Below are 22,108 nucleotides of genomic sequence, written 5' to 3'. Positions count from 1 at the left end.
CCCGCAATTTACCGATCCTGGGCATATCTCCAAGAATAACTCCCCCAGACCGACACTAGTTTCGCGTAGTGGCATTCCCCGTCTCCGCGTTTTTGTCGCGGCGGCGTATTTCCGGCAGCAGAGGACAGCAATGAGCAAAATCGAAAAGGTGGTACTGGCATACTCCGGTGGATTGGATACGTCAGTAATCGTGCGATGGTTGCAGGAGACTTACGGTTGTGAAGTGGTGACTTTCACCGCTGATATCGGCCAGGGTGAAGAGGTGGAACCGGCCCGTGCCAAGGCCGAGGCCCTCGGGGTTAAAGAGATTTATATCGACGATCTGCGCGAAGAGTATGTGCGCGATTTCGTTTTCCCGATGTTCCGCGCCAATGCGATTTATGAAGGGGAGTACCTGCTGGGTACCTCTATTGCGCGCCCGCTGATTGCCAAGCGCCTGATTGAGATTGCCAACGAGACTGGCGCCGATGCCATTTCCCACGGTGCTACCGGTAAAGGTAATGACCAGGTGCGCTTCGAACTGGGCGCCTACGCGCTGAAGCCGGGCATCCAGGTAATCGCTCCCTGGCGCGAGTGGGACCTGAACTCCCGCGAAAAGCTGATGCAGTACTGCGAGCAGCACAATATTCCGGTGGACTTCTCTTCCAGCAAGAAGAAATCCCCTTACTCGATGGATGCCAACCTGCTGCACATCTCTTACGAGGGCGGCAACCTCGAAGATCCCTGGGCGGAAGCCGAAGAGGATATGTGGCGCTGGAGTGTGAGCCCCGAGGCGGCCCCGGAAGAACCCACCTACATTACTTTGGGTTTTGAGAAGGGCGATCCCGTTTCTATCGACGGTGAGCGCTTAAGCCCTGCTACTTTGCTTGAGAAGCTGAATAAGTTGGGCGGAGCCAACGGTATCGGTCGTCTGGATATCGTGGAAAACCGCTACGTGGGAATGAAGTCCCGCGGCTGCTACGAAACACCGGGCGGCACCATTTTGATGAAGGCGCACCGCGCCATTGAGTCCATTACCCTGGATCGCGAAGTTGCGCACATGAAGGATTCCCTGATGCCGCGCTACGCCGAGCTGGTTTACAACGGTTACTGGTGGTCCCCGGAGCGCAGCATGCTGCAGGCTGCGATCGATGAGTCCCAGGATGTGGTTAATGGCGAAGTTCGCCTGAAACTGTACAAAGGCAGCGTGAGTGCTGTGGGCCGTCGCTCTGCGGACAGCCTCTTCGATGAGCGTATCGCTACCTTCGAAGACGATGCTGGCGCTTACGACCAGAAGGATGCGGAGGGCTTTATCAAGCTCAACGCCCTGCGTCTGCGCATTGCCGCAGGTAAAGGAAGAAAATTGATTTAGTTGATTTAGATCAGCAATCACCGGGCAAGGATGCGCTTAAATCCTTATCCGGCCAATAGTAACCACAGTGCCTCACACATTGTGGTTACACACCTTCTGTGGTGGGCCAGTCCCGCACAGTGGAACCGAATCTTAAAAGCAACGGAAGTAAAAACATGACGACAACGGTGGCAAAGACCGGCCCTGTGCCGGACTATGACTACAATATCGTGCGCCAGTTCACCATCATGTCCGTGGTCTGGGGCATTTTTGGTATGGGCATGGGCGTATTGATCGCAGCCCAGCTAGCCTGGCCTGAACTCAACGACTTTTGGCAGCCCTTCTCGCACTTCGGGCGCTTGAGGCCTCTGCACACCAATGCGGTAATTTTCGCCTTTGGTGGTAGTGTTCTCTTTGCCACTTCTTACTATGTGGTACAGCGTACCTGTCAGGTCCGCCTTTGGGGTGGCTGGCTGATCCCCTTCACCTTCTGGGGATGGCAGGCCGTTATCGTCGCCGCGGCAATCACTCTGCCGATGGGCTTCACTTCCACCAAGGAATACGCTGAGCTCGAGTGGCCTATCGATATCCTGATTGCCCTGGTTTGGGTTGCTTACGCGCTGGTGTTCTTCGGCACCATCATGAAGCGTAAGACTTCTCACATCTACGTGGCGAACTGGTTCTTCGGTGCTTACATCGTAACTATTGCTGTTCTCCATATCGTTAATAACCTGGAGATTCCTGTTGGCCCGTTCAAGTCCTACTCTATCTATTCGGGCACTAAGGACGCAATGATCCAGTGGTGGTATGGCCACAACGCAGTAGGGTTCTTCCTGACTGCTGCCTTCCTCGGCATCATGTACTACTTCGTACCTAAGCAAGCTGGTCGTCCGGTTTATTCTTACCAGCTGTCTATCGTTCACTTCTGGGCACTGATCTCCCTGTACGTATGGGCTGGTGGTCACCACTTGCACTACTCAGCGCTGCCCGACTGGGCTCAGAGCCTGGCGATGGTTATGTCCCTGATTCTGCTGGCACCTTCCTGGGGCGGTATGATCAACGGCATCATGACCCTGTCCGGCGCATGGCATAAGCTGCGCACCGACCCGACCCTGCGCTTCCTGGTGGTATCCCTGTCCTTCTACGGTATGTCTACCTTCGAAGGTCCGATGATGTCCATCAAGACTGTAAACGCTCTGTCTCACAACACTGACTGGACCGTTGGCCACGTACACTCCGGCGCTTTGGGCTGGGTTGCCATGATCTCTATCGGTGCTCTGTATCACCTAGTTCCGGTTCTGTGGAAACGCCGCGAAATGTACAGCTCCAAGCTGATCAACGCGCACTTCTGGCTGGCAACTGTAGGTACTGTTCTGTACATCGCCGCTATGTGGGTTAACGGTATTACCCAGGGCCTGATGTGGCGTGCATTTAACGCCGACGGCACCCTGACTTACAGCTTCGTAGAGAGTGTTGTAGCCAGCCATCCGGGCTATGTAGTTCGCTGGTTGGGCGGCGCCATGTTCCTGGTGGGTATGCTGCTGATGGCTTACAACGTTTACCGCACGATTACCGAGAAGGTAAACGATGCCGAAGCCGATAACACCGTTCGAGCAGTGCCTGCGGCATAGGAGTTTAGATCGTGAAGAATCATGACCTCGTAGAAAAAAACATCGGCTGGATGATCTTTTTCACCATTATCGCCATCAGTTTCGGCGCCCTGGTTGAGATCGTTCCGCAGTTCTTTACCAAGGATAACTACACGCCGCTGCCGGGGCAGAAGCCGCTGACAGCAATGGAGCTGGAAGGTCGCGATATCTACATTCGCGAAGGCTGCCACGTTTGCCACACTCAGATGATTCGTCCTCTGCGTGCGGAAGTTGAGCGTTACGGCCACTACTCCATGGCTCAGGAATCCATTTACGAGCACCCCTTCCTGTGGGGCTCCAAGCGTACCGGTCCAGACCTGGCGCGCGTAGGTGGACGCTACTCTGATGAATGGCAGCGCGCGCACTTGTACAACCCGCGCAGCGTTGTGCCTGAGTCAATCATGCCTGCTTACCCCTGGTTGTTCGACAATGTGGTAACTGGCGAATACACCGCACGTAAGATGGAAGCGCTGCGCTTCGTCGGTGTGCCCTACACCGATGACGACATCGCCAACGCCGCTGAGCCTTTCAAAGGTGGCAAGGTCAAGGAAATTGACGCGCTGGTCGCTTACTTGCAACAGCTGGGTACCCTGGTTACCCAAAAACGCTAATAGCGAGGAAGGAAACTCGTGACTATTGAAACTTTGCGGGAAATCGGTCTGGTTCTGGGCTCTGTGGCTTTTCTGGCTATCTGCTGGTGGGCCTTCTCTCCGAAGCGCAAGAAGCGCTTCGAAGAAGATGCCAATTTGCCATTTGCCGATGAAGAGCGACAAGCCGACAAGGACAAGTCGGCCGCTCAGCAGGACGAATCCAATTCCGGGGATAAACCCGGAGCCAATCGAAAACAGGGGCAGGATAAGTAATGAGTACATTCTGGAGTGTGTGGGTAATTGTGCTCACCCTCGCCAATCTGGCGTTGATTACCTGGGTGCTGTTCGCCAACCGAAAGGTGGCAGTGGATGACCAGGCTGAACCGGAAAACAAAACCACGGGCCACGTTTACGATGGCATCGAGGAATACGACAACCCGCTGCCCAAGTGGTGGTTCATGTTGTTCATTGCCACCCTGGTGTTCTCTGCGGGATATCTGGTGGTTTACCCGGGTCTGGGTAACTTCAAAGGTGTCGGCAACTGGACTTCTGTCGGTGCATTGGAAGCTTCCCAGGCCAAGGCTCAGGAGCGATTCCACGAGACCTTCGGTAAGTACGAAAATATGCCGATCGAGCAGATTGCGCAGAGCCCCGAAGCCCTCAAGATGGGTTCCCGGATCTTCGCTAACAACTGTGCGGTATGTCACGGTGCAGATGCCGGCGGTAACTTTGGCTTCCCGAACCTGACCGATAACGCCTGGCTGTACGGCGGCACCCCGGAGAAAATCCTGGAAACCCTGTACAACGGTCGTCAGGGCATGATGCCTCCTCAGGGTCCGGTGATCGGTGAAGAAGGTGTTAGAAATGCGACAGAGTATGTTCTCTCCCTGAACGGCCTGGAGCACGACACCGCCATGGCAGCCGAAGGTCAGAAGGTATTCAACACCGTGTGTATGGCTTGTCACGGTATGGATGCCAAAGGCAACCAAATGCTGGGTGCGCCGAACCTGACCGACGACATCTGGCTGTACGGTAGCAATCGCGAACAGATCCAACACACTATTCGCGGTGGTCGTACAAATATGATGCCCGCGCAAAAAGATAAACTGCGTGAAGACAAAATCCGCCTCGTAGCGGCCTATGTCTACAGCCTGTCGCAGCAGGAAGAAGAAAAGCAGTAATTAACTATTGAGGCCCGGCATTTGCTGGGCCTTGTTTTATCAAGGGACTCCGGGCGCTGCAGGGACGGAGAAAAAAGCCTCAACATAAGGGGCTACCTGGCCCACGTACAAGATGTGCCCGTGCGAGAGTGAGGTTTGTGTGAGTGATTTAATTCCAACCCGTGAGGAACAGGAAGGTGATGGCGAAGTTCGCTATCGCATGCTGTATGAGTCGGAAGACAAAGTCTACATCCGACATATCAAGGGTGTTTTCACCCGTGTTCGCAAATATACCGGCCTGCCTTTGCTGCTGGCTTTCTTCTTCCTACCCTGGATCAATATTGACGGGCGCCAGTCGGTCTTCTTTGATCTCCCCACCCGCCAATTCCATATTTTCTGGACTACTTTCGGCCCCCAAGACGGCTTCCTTCTAGGTTGGCTGCTGATCATTGCCGCCTTCGCCCTGTTTGCGGTCACCACTTTGCTGGGCAGGGTGTGGTGTGGCTTCACCTGTCCGCAGACCGTCTGGACCATGATGTTTATCTGGGCAGAAAGGGTTTGTGAAGGCGATCGCAACAAGCGCATGAAGCTCGACAAGGCCCCCTGGAACCTGGAAAAGGTTCTGCGCAAGGGTGGCACACACACGATCTGGCTGTTGATCTCGCTGGCAACTGCACTGGCATTTGTGGGTTATTTCTACGGTGTGCGCGAGCTGGTCGTGGATCTGGCGACGTTTAACGCGCACCCGCAGGGTGTTTTCTGGGTCGCTTTCTTCACTTTTGCCACCTATATGAACGCCGGCTTCCTGCGTGAGCAGGTGTGTAAATATATGTGCCCCTATGCCCGTTTCCAGTCGGTAATGTACGACGAGGATACGCTGGCGGTTTACTACGATGCCAAGCGGGGTGAGACCCGTGGTCCGCGCAAGAAGAACGTGGATTATAAAGCGGAAGGTATGGGCGACTGTATCGACTGCTACTGGTGCGTTCAGGTGTGTCCGGTGGATATCGATATCCGCGACGGCATGCAGTACGAATGTATCAACTGTGGCCTCTGTGTCGATGCGTGTAACAGCGTGATGGACAAGATGGGCTATGAGCAGGGCTTGATTCGCTTCACCTCTGAGGACGAATTGCAGGGTGGAAAGACCCGCTTCCTGCGCCCGCGCCTATTTGGCTACGCGTTGATACTGGTTGCGATGACCGGCCTGTTTGCACAGCAAGTGATGACTCGAAGCCCTATCGAGGCAGAAATAACTCGCGACCGCGGTGCTCGTATGTTCCGTGAGTCTCAGGGGCAGGTGCAAAACGTCTACACGGTGAAAATCAACAATATGGATCAGGCTCCCCACGAATTCACCATCAAGGTGGAAGGTAAGCCTGAATACGATTACTCCATTCGCAAGCCGAAGACGATTTACCTGGTGCCTGGAGAGATGTTCTCCGTTCCCATTCGGGTAAGCGTTCCCAGAGACCAGCTGAAGGATACCAAGCACGATATCGAGATTGTTGTCCAAGCAGTCGACAATCCTGAGCTGGTTGATAAGCACCGAACGGTGTTTATTGGTCCAAAGCAGTAGACGGGACGCCAATCCCGTTGCAAAGTACGGGCCCGCCCAGGCGGGCTCGACTTTTGTGCACAAACGGTAACTTTTTGGTAACGCGATGAATGAATCAACCCCAAAACCCTGGTACCGGGAACCTTGGGCGTGGATGGTACTGGCCCCACTGATTACAGTGGTGGTTGTCTCCACAATTACAGTCTCGATAGCGGTGCGCTTTGCTGACGATAAAGTCAGTGATACTTACTACAAAGACAGCCGCATGTATCACTTCAGCGCCGAGCAAGACTTGCGCGCGAAAGAGCTGGGTCTGGCCGCTTTGGTCCAGTTTCAGCCTTCTGAAAAATCGGTTGTCGTGGAGCTGAATGGCGACCTCGACTACCCCAAGGCCCTACTGCTCACATTGAGCCACCCGGTGGAGTCTGACCTGGATAAGCATATCGAGCTCTCCCAGCTCTCCGTGGGCCGCTACCAGGGCACTTTGCCTGAAGGCGTTGGGAATCGCTGGTATCTGCGCTTGATGCCGGAACTCGATCCCGATGCGCATCAGGACGCCAACTGGCGCCTGAAAGGTGAAATCAACTTCGATCTCGGCAATGCCGCGCCACTGAACGCAGTAACTCAATGACTTCGTCTTCCTCCTCCTGTTATCACTGCGGACTTCCAGTCCCTCCCGGCAGCAACCACTCGGTGGTTATCGACGGGGCCGCCCGGGATATGTGTTGTCCAGGCTGTGAGGCGGTAGCCAGCGCTATCGTTTCCGGTGGTCTGGATGGCTTTTATCGCTTCCGGGAGAAGGAGAGTGACAGGCCGGAGGAAGCTCAACCCCAGGACCGCTGGGCGGCATACGATTTGCCGGAAGTGCAGCAGCAGTTTGTTCACGATTGGGATAACGGCAACAAGATTGCCTCGCTGTTGATTAGCGGTATTACCTGTGCGGCCTGTGTGTGGTTGATAGAAAAGCACCTGGGGCAGTTGGACGGGATTGAGAAGGTCTCTGTCAACGCCAGTACCCAGCGTGCCCAGATCGGTTTTAATCCCGACAAGATCAAACCCAGTGAGCTGTTTGGCGAACTGGAACGGATTGGCTACCGGCCGGCCCCGGCCACTGCGGCCAACCAGGAAAGCGTGATCCAGAGCGAGCACCGCGCCGCCCTGCGCCGCCTGGGTGTCGCCGGACTCGGCACCATGCAGGTGATGATGTTTGCCATCGCCCTGTATTTTGGTGCTGCAGCGGAAGAGGGTGTCGGCGAGTTTGAGCGCTACTTCCGCTGGGTTTCCCTGCTGGTAGCAACGCCAGTGGTTTTCTACGCGGCGCGCCCATTTTTCAGTGCCGCTTTGCGCAGCCTGCGCGCCCGACACCTGAGTATGGATGTGCCGGTGTCCCTGGCGATTGGTATGGCCTATGTCGCCAGCTTTTACGCCACCGTATTCGGCACCGGTGAGGTGTACTTCGAATCTATCTCCATGTTCACCTTCTTCCTGTTGTTGGGGCGGACGGTGGAAATGCGCGCCCGCCATCGGGCGGGCTTAGCCAGCGGTGGTCTGGCTCAGTTGCTGCCGATGACGGCGGCTAAATACCAAGGGGGCGATATTGTCCATGTACCGGTGGCCGCATTGGTCGCTGGGGATAAAGTTTTGTTGCGCCCGGGAGACACTATCCCCGCCGATGGGGAGGTGCTGGAGGGCGTGAGCGGTGTGGATGAATCCCTGCTCAGCGGTGAATCGGCACTGCAGCAGAAGTCTGCAGGCAGCCCGGTTTATGCCGGTAGTGTCAACGGCGATTCCACCCTGACTATTCGAATTACGGCAGCGGGGCAGTCGACTCGCTTGTCTGCTATTGAGCGCCTGGTAGAACGGGCGCAATTAGATAAACCCAACCAAGTGGCCCTGGCAGATCGGGTCGCGGGTATTTTTGTCGGTGTCGTTTTATTCGCGGCATTGGCGGCGTTTATTGTCTGGTGGCAAATCGATCCCAGTCGCGCTTTTTGGGTGTCCTTATCTGTTTTGGTGGTGACTTGCCCCTGCGCACTGTCGCTGGCAACCCCTGCTGCCCTGGCTTCCGCCACCTTGCGTTTACAGCAGTTGGGACTTCTTGTGGCTGGAGGCAGCCTACTGGAAACGTTGCCGCGAATCGGCCGGGTGCTGTTCGACAAGACCGGTACCCTGACACGCGGTGAGCCGAGAATTCTGGATATTGATTTGCTGCGGGCCAACTGGAGCGAGCAGCGGGTTAAGGATGTTGCCGCTGCCCTGGAATCCCAGACCAATCACCCCCTGGCCAGGGCCTTCCGAGCCTGGCGTGGCAATCTCATCGCCACTGATCTGAAAGTTCATACCGGGGCTGGCCTGGAAGGGCAGATCGAGGGGGACAGTTACCGGCTGGGTAAGGCGAGCTTTGTCTCCAGTGAGGAAATTTTCACGCCCGAAGGGGAGGGGCAGTGGTTGCTGCTCGGCGACTCCCTGGGCCCTATTGCCTGGATTGCGTTGGGGGATAAGTTACGGGACTCGGCAACCACCGCTGCTGAGGGTTTGACTGAGCAAGGTCTTTCAGTGGAACTGCTCAGTGGTGACCAGTCTGCGGAAGTTGAGCGGCTGGCAGGGCGAGCGGGTATCGATAACTACCGCGCCGGTGCCTCGCCAGAGGACAAGCTCAGCCATATGAAGCAGCTGCAAAGCGATGGTGAGAAGGTGTTAATGGTAGGGGATGGTATCAATGATGTGCCAGTGCTCTCTGGTGCCGATGCCTCTGTGGCGATGATGTCTGCGGCGGATCTGGCCCAGTCCCGCGCCGATGCCATTTTGCTGAACGGAGATCTCGAAGTGCTGCCCAAAGCTATAGAGCTGGCGCACAAGTGCCGCCGAATTGTGCGGCAAAACCTGGCATGGGCTCTGGGCTACAACGTGATTGCCCTGCCGCTGGCATTTTGCGGTCTGGTGCCGCCCTGGGCTGCGGCAATCGGTATGTCCCTGAGTTCTCTGATCGTAGTGCTAAATGCGTTGCGTCTGTCCCGTGGACAGGAAGTCGACGAAAACCCTGTGGGCGCTGCGGCTTAATCCCGTGCTCACAGAAAGAGAGGAGGTGTAACTGATGGAAAGTCTGTATTTCCTGATTCCCATTGCGGTGATTTTGGTTGGCTTTGCGGTGAAGCTCTTTTTCTGGGCCGTGAATAACGGACAGTACGATGACCTGGAAACGGAAGGTCGTCGCATTTTGTTTGATGACGATGATGTTCAGCAGGACAAATCTGACGCGGAAAGGAAGCAGGAGAAGTAAGTGGGGGACTGGGGTTTTTTAGCGGCGGCGCTCGCTATCGGTTTTTTGGGTAGCAGTCACTGCATCGGTATGTGTGGGGGAATCTCCGGAGCGCTGGGTATGGCGACACCGGGGAAAAAGACTGCTTGGGTGCAGCTGGGCTCTTACCAATTGGGTCGCCTGGGTAGCTATGCGCTGATGGGAGCGCTCGCCGGTGCCCTCGGTGCGGCGATACTGCCGGCACTAACTCCACTGCGATTTGCTGCCGGGATCATGTTGATCCTGATGGCGCTGTACATCGGCGGTATCTGGCAGGGATTGGCTTGGATTGAAAAAGGGGGCCGTTACATTTGGCGCTATGTGCAGCCACTATCGGCCAAATTATTACCGGTGCGCTCTGCGGGGCAGGCATTGGCACTGGGATCCCTGTGGGGCTGGTTGCCCTGTGGTTTGGTTTATAGCGCGCTGACGTTCGCCCTGGCCCAGGGCAGTGCCGAGCGGTCTGCCCTGGCGATGTTTGCTTTTGGTTTGGGCACCGTGCCCGCCATGCTGGCTACTGGTGCTGCGGCGGCACAGGTGCGTGGCATAGTGCAAAAGCCGGGGGTTCGCTATGGTTTCGCCGCAGCGATTTTGCTGTTTGGTATCTGGACCATTTGGGGGGCTATGGGTCACGGTGGACACGGAAACCACGCCAACCACGGGCAGATGAGCGGGATGGAAGCTCCCGCAGAAGATACGGAAGAGCAGGGACACCATCATCACCATCACTAAGCGCAGTGATGATGGGTCCTGTGGGCGCTAGAGGTCGATCCGCAGGGATAGGTCGATAGCGCGCAGGTGCTTGGTCAGGCTACCAGAAGAGATATAGTCCACTTCCAGTTCAGCTAACTGAGCGATGCGATCCCGGTCGACACTGCCGGAAAGCTCAATCTTGGCTTTGCCTTTGGCCAGTTTCAGGGCCGTTCTAGTGTCTTCATCATTGAATTCGTCGAGCATAATCACGTCCACACCGGCGGCGAGCGCCTGCTCCAGCTCTTCAATATTTTCCACTTCGACTTCAATCAAGGCTTCCGGCTTGATCACTCGCGCTTGGGCGACGGCGTGTTCAATGCCTCCGGCGGCGAAGATATGGTTCTCTTTGATCAGGAAGGCGTCGTAAAGACCGATGCGGTGATTGTGGCAGCCACCGCAAAGTACGGCGTACTTCTGTGCGCTGCGCAGACCGGGAATGGTCTTGCGGGTGTCGAGAATCTTCACCTCAGTGCCTTCAGCTCGCGCGGCGAACTCCGCAGCGGTTGTGGCAGTGCCGGATAAGGTTTGCAGGAAATTCAGTGCGGCGCGCTCGCCGGTGAGGATAGCGCGGGCATTGCCTTCCAGCTCAAAAATAACGGCGTTGGCGCTGATGCGGTCGCCGTCCTTGAAGTGCCAGGTGAGGACGAGCTCCGGGTCCAGGGCGTGGAATACAGCCTCTACCCAGGCGCGACCACTCAGAGTGCAATCTTCGCGGGTGATTACCCGGGCCCGCGCATTGCGGTCCTCTGGGATCAGCTGGGCGGTGATATCGCCACTACCAATATCTTCTTCCAGGGCCACCTGAACTGAGCGTTGCAGGTCGGCAGTGATATTGGGAATAGCCGTGTCTTGTGGTCGCATTGGGAAACCTCGAAATTAACGCCGGCGCAGTTTACCAAAACACTCGGGGTTTTGACTGCTCAACTCAGTCACTGGCAAGTAGCAGTTGGCTCTACGAATAGCTGTGACAAGTGTCTCAAATATGTCGCAGAACTGTGTAAAACAGTCCTATAACGCGAGTAGAATGACCGAAGAGTTAGGCTTGATCGCAGCCTGAATAGTTTCAGAGCAGGGCCGGTAAACGCTGTTCTCTCGCGGTCAAAACTTGAGTGAAATCAAGAACTTCGGCAGATTTTTCGCGCATGATCGCGGCGGGATTTCAACAGTTTGGGAATGTGGTTAGCGGGGAACAGAAAGCCCCCGTTTCCGCTAGGGAGACCACTTTTCCATTCACTAATTTTTGCTTTTGGCCTCAACGCTACAAGTCGGACGGCATTCGAAGGACCTCTTGGAAATGAGTGAATCCAGAAAGGTAGTTTCCCTCTCAGAGAAAAGTGGAGCGCGAAATATTTCTGCATCAGGTAAGCCCCCTGTTCTGCCCGCCGCAGTAACAATGCTGAAGGACAAAGCGACGGCACAGCTGCTGGAGCGGATTAAAGCGCTGTTTGGCAAGGTGGATGATTCCCTGTTTGCAATGGCCGAGCGAGCTCATGGCCAGGAGGAGCAGGATGGGCTTTTCCAGGCACTGCGCCTGCTGCGCGTTGAGCGCCGCAATATTGCCGAGCACTTTATCCAGAACGTCTCGCGCGCTTTTCAGGTCCGCCAGGAAGAAAAGACGGAAAGCAGTTTCGCCTCAGATAACCTGTCGTTGGTTCACAACGATGACCTGGAGCAGTTGGTCGCTGCCGATACCATGGTGGCTAATGCCAAGCGCGATTTCGCTGAGCCCCTTACCGAGCTGTGCATGAGGCTCGATACGCTCTACTCCGTCAAGGTGTACGACAAGAACAACCCTCTGGGGCCGGACGTAATCTGTGACGCCTTTGTAGAGGCGATTCAGGATCTGGACCTATTTATCCGCGCTCGCCTCACCCTGCTGAAAAAGTTCGAGCAGGTGGTCATGCTGCAGCTGCGGGATTTTTATGAATTTTGTAACCAATTACTTGTAGAGCAGGGCGTACTGCCATCTCTGCGTGAGCAGCAGCGAGTAGCCAGGCAGCGCTCGGCCTACAACGGTGCTCCCCACGCCGCCAGTGCCCCCACTGGTAGTGCCGGCGATGTAGAGGCTGGCAGCCAGCCAGTACAAGGTGGAGTTGCAGCTACGGGGCACTTCCCTCCAGGATTGGTGCCCGCAGCCGCAGGTGTTACTCCAATGCCTGCAGGGGATCTGCTTTCCCACTTGGGTGCGCTGCAAAGTGGCAGCCACTATCAAGGTGGAAGTGCGGTACAGCTTTTGAATGTGGGCGAATTGCTACAGCAGCGCTTGGTGGATTCCAACCAGGCCGCTTCGCTGGCAAAAGTCGATAGCGATGTGATCAAGCTGGTGGAGATGTTGTTTTCCTTTATCCTGGAGGACCGCAGCCTTGCCACCCAAATCAAATCACTTCTGGGCCGCCTGCAACTGCCGCTGTTGAAAGTAGCCATTGCAGACAAGTCATTTTTCAGTAAAGGCGGCCATCCTGCGCGCAAATTGCTGAACGAGTTGGCCGATGCCGCTACCGGATGGCAGGCAGGGGATAACTACGAATCCGATCCCCTGTACAAAGAGATATCCGAAATTGTTGAGCGCGTGCTTAATGAGTTTGATCGGGATATCAATATCTTTGCCGTTTTACTGGAATCCCTGCGCGAATTTATCGTCCGCGAGCGCAAGCGTGCCGAGATGTTGGAGCGCCGCGTTGTCGATGAGGCGGATGGTCGGGCTAAAACCCAAGCTGCCCGCGCACGGGTTGCCGCAGTCATGGATGCCTTGGTTGCAGAGCGGGATCTGCCACAGGTGGTGCAGGATTGGTTGAACAAAGTTTGGAACAACGTGCTGTTCCTGACTTGCGTCAAAGAGGGTACAGAGAGCGACGCCTGGAACCGCGACGTGCGCACAGCGAGAGATCTCGTGTGGAGTGTGCAGGCCCCAATGCCGGATTCCCGCAAACAGTTATTGAGCTTACTGCCTGTTTTGCAGGAGAGATTGCGCGAGGGAATTGAGGCGCTTTCCTATAACGCTTTCGAAGCGCGTACCCTTTTCACCGGCCTCAAAGAAGTTTATCGCGAGCGCTTTGCCCTGGCCCAGCAATTGGCTGAGCAGCGTGAACGTGAAGTGGCAGAGCAGGTTGCCCGCGAAGTGCGCGCAGCGAAATCTGCTGAGCCTGCGCCTGTTGCCCCTGTCGTGGAGCAGGAAACTGCTGCTGATGCCGGACCCGCTGATGTTACTGAAGCTACGGTTGGTGAAGCTGCAGTGACTGAAGCGGTTATTGCAGAAGCCGTGGTTACCCAGGAAGTGATTTCAGACACTGCCGAAGACCAACTTCCAGATGAGCCAGGTGAAGTTACTGTTGAAGCTGTCCAAGCCGAACCCCAGGAAGTGGCGGTGCCGCAGATGGAAGAGCTTGAGCAGGCAGTTGCTGAAGCAGAGGTGGCTGCACCGGAGCAGGATGGACTGGCCCCCCTTGACGAAGATGATCCCCACTGGCAGATGACCTTCCGCCTGGCACAGGGCAGTTGGTTCGAGCTGAAGCGCTCTGAGGACGAGCAGTTCCGTTGTCGTCTGGCGGCGGTAATTCGCGATATCGACCAGTTTATCTTCGTTAATCGCAATGGCGCCAAAGTCGCTGAATTCGCCCGACTAGAGCTGGCCCATGCGCTGCGTTCGGCACAACTGCTGCCGCTGGATGACGGCATGTTGTTTGAGCGGGCGCTGCAGTCCGTAATTGGCAATGTGCGCAAGAAGCGCAGTGAGCAGCGCTAATTTTCAGGAATGTAACGAGCGGACGTTGAGTATTTAGCAGGGATACTCAGTGGCCAGTGGTTTTCCGCAAGTTATGTCGCGATACTGCTCCGATCAGATTGGCATATCGATCAACGCTTCCATAGAATGGTAACTGCTGAAGCCTCGGGCGATACCGGGGCTATCAATAGGTTGCAGCGGAGATCGCAGATTGAAATATCAAGTGGAGTCTGGCTGGTTGGCGGGCGCGCGCCGGGTTCCGAGTCCTCATTGCAATAGCCGCCCGGAAGACTGTGCGGTGGATCTATTGGTGATTCACAGTATCAGCTTGCCGCCCGGACAATATGGCGGCCCCTACATTGATGCCTTTTTCCTGGGGCAGTTGGATATCGACGCGCACCCCTATTTTGCCGATATTGCTGCGTTACAGGTGTCTGCGCATATTTTGATCGACCGCGATGGCCTGGTAACTCAATACGTGCCCCTTGATAGGCGTGCCTGGCACGCGGGCAAGTCCGAGTTTAAAGGTCGCACTAACTGCAATGATTTTTCCATTGGTATTGAGCTGGAAGGTTTGGATACCGATATTTACACCGACTCCCAATATCACGCACTTGCCGAGGTGAGTGCTGCGATTATGCAAGCTTATCCCGCTATCGATATCGATAGAATTGCCAGTCATTCGGATATTGCTCCCGGAAGGAAATTGGACCCGGGCCCGGGGTTTGACTGGGAGCGCTACCTCAACAAGCTGAAAAAAATCGTCTGATACCCAGTAGCGGACCTTAAAAAGGGGGAAGGGTTTCTGTAACAGGAGCCGCAGCACGATTTTGATAACTGAAACAGTCCCGGATTATTTATGACTCTGTTAATTGTTCTGATAACCGTTGCCCTGGTGCAAATCTGGGGTTCAGGGGCTCCGTTACATCGCGATGGTTGGTTCAGTCGCTGGAGTCAGTATTTACAGGCGTTGCCCAGCATTAATGGCAATAGTGGTCTGCTGCTTGGTGTCACTATCCTGGTTCCAGTATTGATCTCTGCGATTGCGATGACGCTGGCAGAGGGCGCTGCGGGTGGTCTGGGCTACCTGCTGTTGGGGGTGCCACTGCTGCTCTATTGTCTCGGTCGCGGCAACTTCAACGATATCGTCGCAAACTACCTGCGCCACTGGTATAGCGGAGACCTGGAAGGTGCCACCAAAGCGGCAGCGCCCATTTTGCGCGAGTTACACGAAGCGCCCTCCGATGACACTTGTCTGCATGAGCAGGTATTTCGCGGCGCTGCCTACTGCGCCTTTGAGAGACTTTTCGCCGTGCTGTTCTGGTTTATTTTGCTGGGTATTCCCGGGGCTGTACTCTTCCGCTTGAGTGCTTTGTACGCAGAAAATACCCGGGGCTCCTCCGAAGAGGCGACGGCGGCGCGTTGGTTGTGGTTGTTGGAATGGCTGCCGGTCCGTGTGATGGGGCTGAGCTTTGCCATTGTGGGTAACTTTGCCGGTTGTTACCGCGCCTGGCGCCGGGTGCTGATGTGTCGTGAGAGCCATACCGATCAGGTTCTCGAGGCTTACCTGGAGGGGGCTCTCGGCGGTATTGACGCCAGTGAGTGCAGTGGTGGTTCCGATCTATCTCAGATGCAGCGCCAAAGTGGTGCGGAGATTGAGGGGCTTCAAGCGCTGCTATCCAGAACCTTGCTTCTGTGGATCACTGGTTTGGCCCTTCTGGTTCTGTTTATCTAAGGAGCCTCTGAATAACTCCGTAATGCCTGTACCATCGCCCCAGAGCTACTTTTGTCTTCTGGGGCGATTGTTGAATTTGTCGCCATTTTCAAAATTTTCTTTCCTTCCTATCTTGACTTATCCCCCCCTTCCTACGAAATTGCGCGCCCCAGCGGCCGGACTTCGGTGCTTTGCCATATCAATAAAGCGAAGCTAGTCATTGCCTGCGACGGCTTATACTCATTGGAGGAAGTAGGGTTTGGAATTTTCGGTATTGGAACCGCAAATGTTGTCAGATCTGGCTAGGGCAAATGATTGGAACGCAGCCACATTAGTGGCGGGCTTGCGAACCTATTTTCGCAGCGGCAGCACCACTGAATTGAGTTGGCGGCGCAAGCAACTGTCTCAGCTGCGCAAGATGATCTCCGAGAACGAGGCACATTTTGTCCAAGCCCTTCGCGATGATTTGCGCAAAGCTCCCCAGGAAAGCTACCTCACTGAAATTTCATTTCTCTACAACGATATCGATCACACCCTGAAGTCCCTGAAGAAATGGGTGCGCCCGCGCAAGGTCCAATCGCCGATGATGACCCAGCCGGCCAAGAGCTATGTGCAACCGGAGCCGCTGGGTGTTGTGCTGATTATCGGTGCCTGGAATTATCCGCTGCAATTATTGTTATCGCCGTTGGTACCGGCGATTGCCGCTGGCAATTGCGCGGTGGTAAAGCCCTCTGAATTATCGCCCGCAACCTCCCGGTTAATCGCAGAATTATTACCGCGTTATCTCGACAATGATGCCTTTGCGTGTGTCGAAGGTGGTGTGGCAGAAACCACGGCGCTGCTGGAGCAGCGCTGGGACCATATTATGTACACCGGCGGTGGCCGGGTCGGCAAAATCATAATGAGTGCGGCGGCTAAATACCTGACTCCGGTAACCCTGGAACTCGGCGGAAAGAGCCCTTGTATTGTTGCCGATGATGCCAACTTGGAAGTGGCTGCACGGCGAATTGCCTGGGGTAAATTTACCAATGCGGGGCAGACTTGTATCGCCCCGGATTATGTTCTCTGTAGTCGGCGTACAGCCGATCGGCTCACCCCCATGTTGCAGCGGGTGCTCTGGGAAATGTATGGGGAGCATCCGCGAGAATCTGCCGACTATGGGCGCATTATTAACAGCCAGCACACCCTTCGCCTGTCGGATTACCTGGGGGATGGAGAGGTGGTATTTGGCGGTGAAGTCGATGTGGACGACTGCTATATGGCGCCCACAATAATGCGCAACGTCAATCTCTCTGCGGGAGTTATGCAGGAGGAGATCTTTGGCCCGATACTCCCCATTATTGAACTGGATGATTTCTCCAAAGCGGAGGAGTTTGTCAATGAGCGAGAGAAGCCCCTGGCCTTGTATGTATTTACCCAGGATGAAGCATTGGCGGATCGGATTCTATCCCGTTGCAGCTCCGGCAACGCCTGCGTGAATGACTGCATGATGTTTATGCTGGCCCAGGACCTGCCTTTTGGAGGCGTCGGTGCCAGCGGTATGGGGTCCTACCATGGAGAGCATGGCTTCCGCACTTTCAGTCATTACAAGGCCGTAATGCGGCGCAGAAATATCCTCGATATCGATATACGATATGCACCCTTCAACGACAGGAAAATGAAATTCCTGCGTATGCTCAGCAAATAATTCCTTATCGACAGGCACGGTTTTCCACTGTGCCTGCTCCGTAGAACACTGGATGTTATCGGCGGTGGATAAGCTGGATTATTCCCATGTAGTCGAAAAGGATACACAGTGTTATGCCCCTGGATCGCAACGAGATACCTGCCAGTGAGGATGTATTTAGTGCCGCACAAAATATTGCAGGCATGGTACACGAGACCCCTCTGCTCAGCTCTCGGCAGCTGAACGAGCTGACGGGCGCCAATTTGTGGTTTAAGTGTGAGCACTTGCAGAAAGTGGGTGCCTTTAAAGCGCGGGGCGCGGCTAATGCGCTTTCGCTGCTCCCAGACGGGGTCGAGGAAGTTGCCACCCATTCGTCCGGTAATCACGGTGCGGCGCTCGCCTGGGCAGCAGCCCAGCGGGGATTGGCCTGCACGGTGGTGATGCCCGAAACGGCTCCCAAGACGAAACGCATGGCGGTTGAGGGGTACAGTGCCAAAGTGGTGACTTCGGGCCCCAGCCTGGCTGATCGCGAATCCACTTTGGCAAAGGTACTTGAAGAAACCGGTGCGCACGAAGTCCCGCCCTATGACGATAAGCGCATTATTGCAGGGCAGGGCACTGTAGCCATGGAAGTGCTCAAGCAGAGCCGCGAACAGGGCTTTGCTCCAGACGTTATTGTGGCGCCAGTGGGAGGCGGTGGACTTTTGTCCGGCGTGGGATTGGCTATGGCTGCGCTTGCCCCCGATATCCTGGTAATTGGTGCGGAACCCGCCGGAGCGGATGATGCCCAGCGTTCACTGCGCGGTGGCGTTCATATCACCACACAACAACCCGATACGATCGCCGATGGTCTGCGCACAACATTGGGCGGCAAAAATTACGCCGTTATTGAGCGCACGGTGCGGGATATTGTGACAGTCAGCGAAGCTGGTATCGTCAATGCGATGCGGCTATTGTGGACGCGAACCAAACAGCTGGTAGAACCGTCGGCTGCGGTGGGTCTCGCTGCGATCATTGAGCACAGCGCGCGCTTTCGCAATAAGAATGTCGTGGTTGTTCTGACCGGCGGAAATATGGATCTGGACAAAGTGGGCCCACTGCTGTCCAGTGAAGAAAACTAAAAGGGGAACTGGGATATGAGCCATTTATTGAAAAAGGGCGGCCGGGGTTTGGCCGGGCTGCTTTGTGCTGCTGCGCTGTCACTGACTGGAACCAACGCGATTGCTGAAAAACTGACATTGTCATCTAGCTCCCTACAAGCTGGAAAGAAAATGCCCATGGCTCATGTTTATGGCAGCTGCGGCGGTGAGAACCTGTCTCCCCAATTGAGCTGGAGTGGGGCACCGGAGGGCACAAAGAGTTTTGCTATTACCGCTTACGATCCCGACGCGCCTACCGGCAGTGGTTGGTGGCACTGGGTGGTATTTAATATCCCAGTGGATACGACCAATCTTCCGGAAGGGGCCGGTGACCTGAAAAACGGCCTGATCCCAGAAGCCGTGCAGGGGCGCAATGATTATGGTAATTCCGGTTACGGTGGCGCCTGCCCGCCCAAGGGGCACGGGGATCATCGCTATCGTTTTCGTGTCTATGCCTTGAAAGTGGAATCCCTGCCGCTGGATGAAAACACTTCTCCTGCTAAAGTTGGCTTCAATATCAATGCCAATAAGTTGGCCGAAGCGGAGCTGGAAGTTTTGTGGGGCCACTGAGTAAATAAACTAATTTAATACTCCGCTGCACAGGAACACCTGTTGCAGCGGCTGAGGCTCTGGAGGCCCGCGCTTGACCAACTTACAAAAACAAATGACATGGGGGCAAGCGCTGGCTGCTTATTTGAAGCCCCGTGTACTCACCATGTTTTTCCTCGGCTTTTCCGCCGGCCTCCCATTACTGCTGGTCTTCTCTACTTTGACTGCCTGGCTGCGGGACTACGGTGTCAGCCGCACCGCCATCGGGTTTTTTGCCTGGGTGGGGATTACCTTTTCGATCAAGGTTCTCTGGGCCCCTATTGTCGATCAGCTGCGTCTGCCTTTTTTCACGGACAAATTGGGCAAGCGTCGGGGCTGGATGCTGGTATCCCAAATCGGGATAGCGATTGGCCTGATAGGTATGGCCAGTGTAAATCCCCAGCTCTCCCTGATGCACGTGGCCCTGCTGGCCTTGTGGGTCGCTTTCTGTTCGGCCTCTCAAGATGTGGCGATTGATGCCTATCGAATTGAGGCCATGGATGACGACTATCAGGGCGCTATGGCAGCCAATTATGTATTTGGCTATCGGGTGGCAATGCTGATAGCCGGAGCGGGTGCCCTGTTTATTGCGGATATCTTTAGCTGGTCCGGTGCTTATCTTGCGATGGCCGGGTTGATGGGCGTGGGCCTGATTACCACTCTGGTTATTGCCGAGCCCGATCACAGCAAGGTAAACAAAGAAGCCGATGAGCTGCAAAGCGAGTGGGCCCAGCGGTTGTTGGGCAAGGGGGAGCATGGTCGCCTGAAGCAGTGGTTTATTCGCGCCGTGGCCTGCCCCTTTATCGAGTTTTTTCAGCGCAATGGCCGCTTTGCAATCATTCTGTTGCTATTTATCGGTATCTTCCGTTTAAGTGATATTGCGATGGGGGTGATGGCCAATCCCTTCTATTTGGATCTGGGCTTTACCAAAACGGAAATTGCTGAAATCAGTAAGCTGTTTGGCTTCTTCTGTACCATTATCGGTTCCTTTCTAGGCGGGCTGTTAGTGGTGCGATACGGTGTTGTGCGTCCGCTGATACTGGGTTCGGTTATGGTTGCCTGTACCAACCTGCTATTTGCCCAACTCGCTGTGATCGGTCCCGATAAAGCCTGGTTGGCGCTGGTAATTAGTGCGGACAACATCAGTGGAGGAATTGCCAATGCGATACTGATCGCGTTTCTCTCCAGTCTTGCCAATAAAGCTTATACCGCCACTCAATATGCTTTGTTCAGCTCCCTGATGACCTTGCCGGGGAAATTTATCAGTGGTTTTTCCGGCATAGTGGTGGATGCTCAGGGTTATGCCTACTTCTTTATTTATGCAGCGCTTATGGGAATTCCAGCCATTCTGCTGTCCATTTATTTTTGGCGCCGCGAGCAGCGCGACTGGCCGGGAGAAGAAGTGCAGCCGGGAGCGGGCACTACCTAAGGTTTTCAGGGATGCTATTTCCTCTCTAAGATTACATCCCGAATTCAGCTCTTTTCTAAATCCCTATGTCATATCAAAACTCTTCGCCGGGCATTCTGCCCGGCTTGTGTCTATGGTGGTTGTAAAGGTGAAACCCACCCCTCCATAGACTCGCCCTTATGTTTGATTGTGTGTCTGTTGCCTGTCGGGTCGGGTATCACTGGTAGACGATGCTCAGCGAATAAAAGCGACAAACTATGGCCCACGAAACCATCCGGGAGGCGGTGTTTAATCGGCGTATGCTGATTTGTATTGGCACCGGTTTCTCTTCGGGGATGCCTCTTTTTGTATTGATACAGTTGGTGCCCGCTTGGCTGCGTACCGAAGGCGTGGATTTGGCCACTATCGGTATTTTTGCATTGCTCGGATTGCCCTATACGTGGAAATTTATCTGGTCTCCGTTGATGGAGCGCTACGCATTCCCGATGCTCGGCCGCCGGCGGGGCTGGATGCTGGTAATGCAGCTGTTACTGATTGTTTCCATTGGCGTCCTGGGGATGTTCAGTCCCCAGTTTGATATCTGGTCAATTGCCGCAATTTGCTTTGCGGTGGCTTTTTTTAGCGCCAGCCAGGATATAGTCCTGGATGCTTTCCGGCGAGAGATTCTGCCGGACCAGGAGTTGGGCCTGGGCAATTCCTTTCACGCCAACGCCTATCGTATTTCCGGCTTGATTCCGGGATCCCTCAGCTTGATCCTGTCGGATCACCTGGCCTGGGACCAGGTGTTTATGATTACTGCGGCCTTTATGTTGATCGCCGTCTTTATGACCTTGATGGTGGCTGAGCCAGACCATCCAGCAGGTCGTCCTAAATCTTTGCGCGAGGCCATTGTTTTACCCTTCGTCGAGTTCTTTAATCGCAATGGAGTAAAACAGGCGGTGCTCGTACTGGCCTTTATGTTTTTGTACAAGCTTGGCGATAGCATGGCTACGGCACTGGCGACGCCTTATTACCTGGATATGGGATATTCCAATACGGATATCGGCATAGTGGCAAAGAATGCCGGTTTGTGGCCTGCGGTAATTGGCGGTTTCTTTGGTGGCTTATTAATTGTAAAGATCGGGATTAATAAGTGCCTATGGATTTTTGGGGTGGTACAGCTGGTTTCAATTTTCGGATTTATGATTTTGTCCGAAGTGAATGGCGAGCTGGTGGGCACTCCAGATTTCAATCCGAGCCTCTGGCTATTGGCGATAGTAATTGCCTTTGAGTATCTTGGGGTGGGGTTGGGGACAGCGGTGTTTATTGCATTTATCGCCCGAACTACCAGCAAGTTGCACACCGCGACTCAATTTGCCTTGTTTACTGCCTTGACCTCGCTCCCGCGCACCTTCGCCAATGCCTCCACCGGCTATTTGGTGGAGGGAATGGGGTGGACACATTTCTTTCTCCTGTGTGCCGTTCTGGCGGTGCCTGGAATGATCCTGTTATTTTGGGTCGCGCCCTGGGGGGCTGATGAGGTAGCGTAGTTTTC

At 55.0% G+C, this 22,108-nt stretch carries 19 protein-coding genes; 18 read left to right on the top strand and 1 reads right to left on the bottom strand.

What is annotated here, in order from left to right:
* Nucleotides 1-130: 130 nt before the first annotated feature.
* The 10 genes from ACJJIL_RS16520 to ACJJIL_RS16475 all read left to right on the top strand — a co-directional run bounded on the left by ACJJIL_RS16520 (nucleotide 131) and on the right by ACJJIL_RS16475 (nucleotide 10,317).
* Nucleotides 131-1,351 carry an argininosuccinate synthase gene (locus ACJJIL_RS16520; RefSeq protein ID WP_413664699.1) on the top strand — a complete coding sequence of 407 codons (1,221 nt, stop codon included), beginning with the start codon at nucleotides 131-133 and terminating at the stop codon, nucleotides 1,349-1,351.
* A gap of 155 nt (nucleotides 1,352-1,506) precedes the next feature.
* Nucleotides 1,507-2,961: a cytochrome-c oxidase, cbb3-type subunit I gene (ccoN, locus tag ACJJIL_RS16515; protein WP_413664700.1), complete on the top strand. Its 1,455-nt coding sequence runs from the start codon at nucleotides 1,507-1,509 to the stop codon at nucleotides 2,959-2,961.
* Nucleotides 2,962-2,972: 11 nt separating this feature from the next.
* On the top strand, nucleotides 2,973-3,590 hold the full coding sequence (gene ccoO / locus ACJJIL_RS16510; protein WP_413664701.1) for a cytochrome-c oxidase, cbb3-type subunit II: 618 nt from the start codon (nucleotides 2,973-2,975) through the stop codon (nucleotides 3,588-3,590).
* 18 nt (nucleotides 3,591-3,608) lie between these two features.
* Nucleotides 3,609-3,842 (top strand): cbb3-type cytochrome oxidase subunit 3, encoded by a 234-nt coding sequence (locus tag ACJJIL_RS16505; RefSeq protein WP_413664702.1) that lies wholly within the window; start codon nucleotides 3,609-3,611, stop codon nucleotides 3,840-3,842.
* On the top strand, nucleotides 3,842-4,750 hold the full coding sequence (ccoP, locus tag ACJJIL_RS16500; protein WP_444906137.1) for a cytochrome-c oxidase, cbb3-type subunit III: 909 nt from the start codon (nucleotides 3,842-3,844) through the stop codon (nucleotides 4,748-4,750). The genes ACJJIL_RS16505 and ccoP overlap by 1 nt, the downstream gene beginning before the upstream one ends.
* A 139-nt stretch (nucleotides 4,751-4,889) precedes the next feature.
* A complete protein-coding gene (ccoG, locus tag ACJJIL_RS16495; protein WP_413664704.1) occupies nucleotides 4,890-6,308 on the top strand; it encodes a cytochrome c oxidase accessory protein CcoG in 1,419 nt (472 codons plus the stop codon).
* A gap of 85 nt (nucleotides 6,309-6,393) precedes the next feature.
* Nucleotides 6,394-6,918, top strand: coding sequence for a FixH family protein (locus ACJJIL_RS16490; protein WP_413664705.1), 525 nt, complete (start codon nucleotides 6,394-6,396; stop codon nucleotides 6,916-6,918).
* Nucleotides 6,915-9,347: a heavy metal translocating P-type ATPase gene (locus ACJJIL_RS16485; RefSeq protein ID WP_445360244.1), complete on the top strand. Its 2,433-nt coding sequence runs from the start codon at nucleotides 6,915-6,917 to the stop codon at nucleotides 9,345-9,347. Before ACJJIL_RS16490 ends, ACJJIL_RS16485 begins: the two co-directional genes overlap by 4 nt.
* Nucleotides 9,348-9,381: 34 nt before the next feature.
* Entirely contained in the window at nucleotides 9,382-9,567 is a 186-nt protein-coding gene (gene ccoS, locus ACJJIL_RS16480; protein ID WP_108732140.1) for a cbb3-type cytochrome oxidase assembly protein CcoS, read from the top strand.
* Entirely contained in the window at nucleotides 9,568-10,317 is a 750-nt protein-coding gene (locus ACJJIL_RS16475) for a sulfite exporter TauE/SafE family protein (protein ID WP_445360243.1), read from the top strand.
* Between the two features lie 27 nt (nucleotides 10,318-10,344).
* Here ACJJIL_RS16475 and nadC read toward each other — a convergent pair whose 3' ends face one another.
* Nucleotides 10,345-11,199 (bottom strand): carboxylating nicotinate-nucleotide diphosphorylase, encoded by an 855-nt coding sequence (nadC, locus tag ACJJIL_RS16470; protein WP_445360242.1) that lies wholly within the window; start codon nucleotides 11,197-11,199, stop codon nucleotides 10,345-10,347.
* 433 nt (nucleotides 11,200-11,632) lie between these two features.
* Between nadC and ACJJIL_RS16465 the strand changes: the two genes are divergently transcribed.
* From ACJJIL_RS16465 to ACJJIL_RS16430, 8 genes are all read left to right on the top strand, one after another.
* Nucleotides 11,633-14,080 carry a DUF1631 domain-containing protein gene (locus tag ACJJIL_RS16465; RefSeq protein ID WP_445360241.1) on the top strand — a complete coding sequence of 816 codons (2,448 nt, stop codon included), beginning with the start codon at nucleotides 11,633-11,635 and terminating at the stop codon, nucleotides 14,078-14,080.
* 190 nt (nucleotides 14,081-14,270) lie between these two features.
* The gene (gene ampD, locus ACJJIL_RS16460) at nucleotides 14,271-14,828 is read left to right on the top strand and encodes a 1,6-anhydro-N-acetylmuramyl-L-alanine amidase AmpD (RefSeq protein ID WP_445360240.1); all 558 of its coding nucleotides are present in this window, start codon (nucleotides 14,271-14,273) and stop codon (nucleotides 14,826-14,828) included.
* A gap of 90 nt (nucleotides 14,829-14,918) precedes the next feature.
* Complete coding sequence (gene ampE / locus ACJJIL_RS16455) at nucleotides 14,919-15,794, top strand: regulatory signaling modulator protein AmpE (protein WP_444914474.1); 876 nt, start codon at nucleotides 14,919-14,921, stop codon at nucleotides 15,792-15,794.
* 238 nt (nucleotides 15,795-16,032) lie between these two features.
* The gene (locus tag ACJJIL_RS16450; RefSeq protein ID WP_444932472.1) at nucleotides 16,033-17,460 is read left to right on the top strand and encodes an aldehyde dehydrogenase family protein; all 1,428 of its coding nucleotides are present in this window, start codon (nucleotides 16,033-16,035) and stop codon (nucleotides 17,458-17,460) included.
* A gap of 113 nt (nucleotides 17,461-17,573) precedes the next feature.
* Nucleotides 17,574-18,560 (top strand): threonine ammonia-lyase, encoded by a 987-nt coding sequence (locus tag ACJJIL_RS16445; RefSeq protein WP_445360239.1) that lies wholly within the window; start codon nucleotides 17,574-17,576, stop codon nucleotides 18,558-18,560.
* A 15-nt stretch (nucleotides 18,561-18,575) separates the two neighbouring features.
* Nucleotides 18,576-19,148 (top strand): YbhB/YbcL family Raf kinase inhibitor-like protein, encoded by a 573-nt coding sequence (locus tag ACJJIL_RS16440; protein ID WP_413664714.1) that lies wholly within the window; start codon nucleotides 18,576-18,578, stop codon nucleotides 19,146-19,148.
* A gap of 73 nt (nucleotides 19,149-19,221) precedes the next feature.
* A complete protein-coding gene (locus tag ACJJIL_RS16435) occupies nucleotides 19,222-20,595 on the top strand; it encodes an AmpG family muropeptide MFS transporter (protein ID WP_445360238.1) in 1,374 nt (457 codons plus the stop codon).
* A gap of 236 nt (nucleotides 20,596-20,831) precedes the next feature.
* On the top strand, nucleotides 20,832-22,103 hold the full coding sequence (locus tag ACJJIL_RS16430; RefSeq protein ID WP_413664716.1) for an AmpG family muropeptide MFS transporter: 1,272 nt from the start codon (nucleotides 20,832-20,834) through the stop codon (nucleotides 22,101-22,103).
* Nucleotides 22,104-22,108: the final 5 nt, after the last annotated feature.

The organism is Microbulbifer maximicatervae (SeqCode) (genome assembly GCF_052468095.1).
Note: the sequence above shows the minus strand (reverse complement) of the source record. Positions and strands in the feature narration are given on the sequence as shown.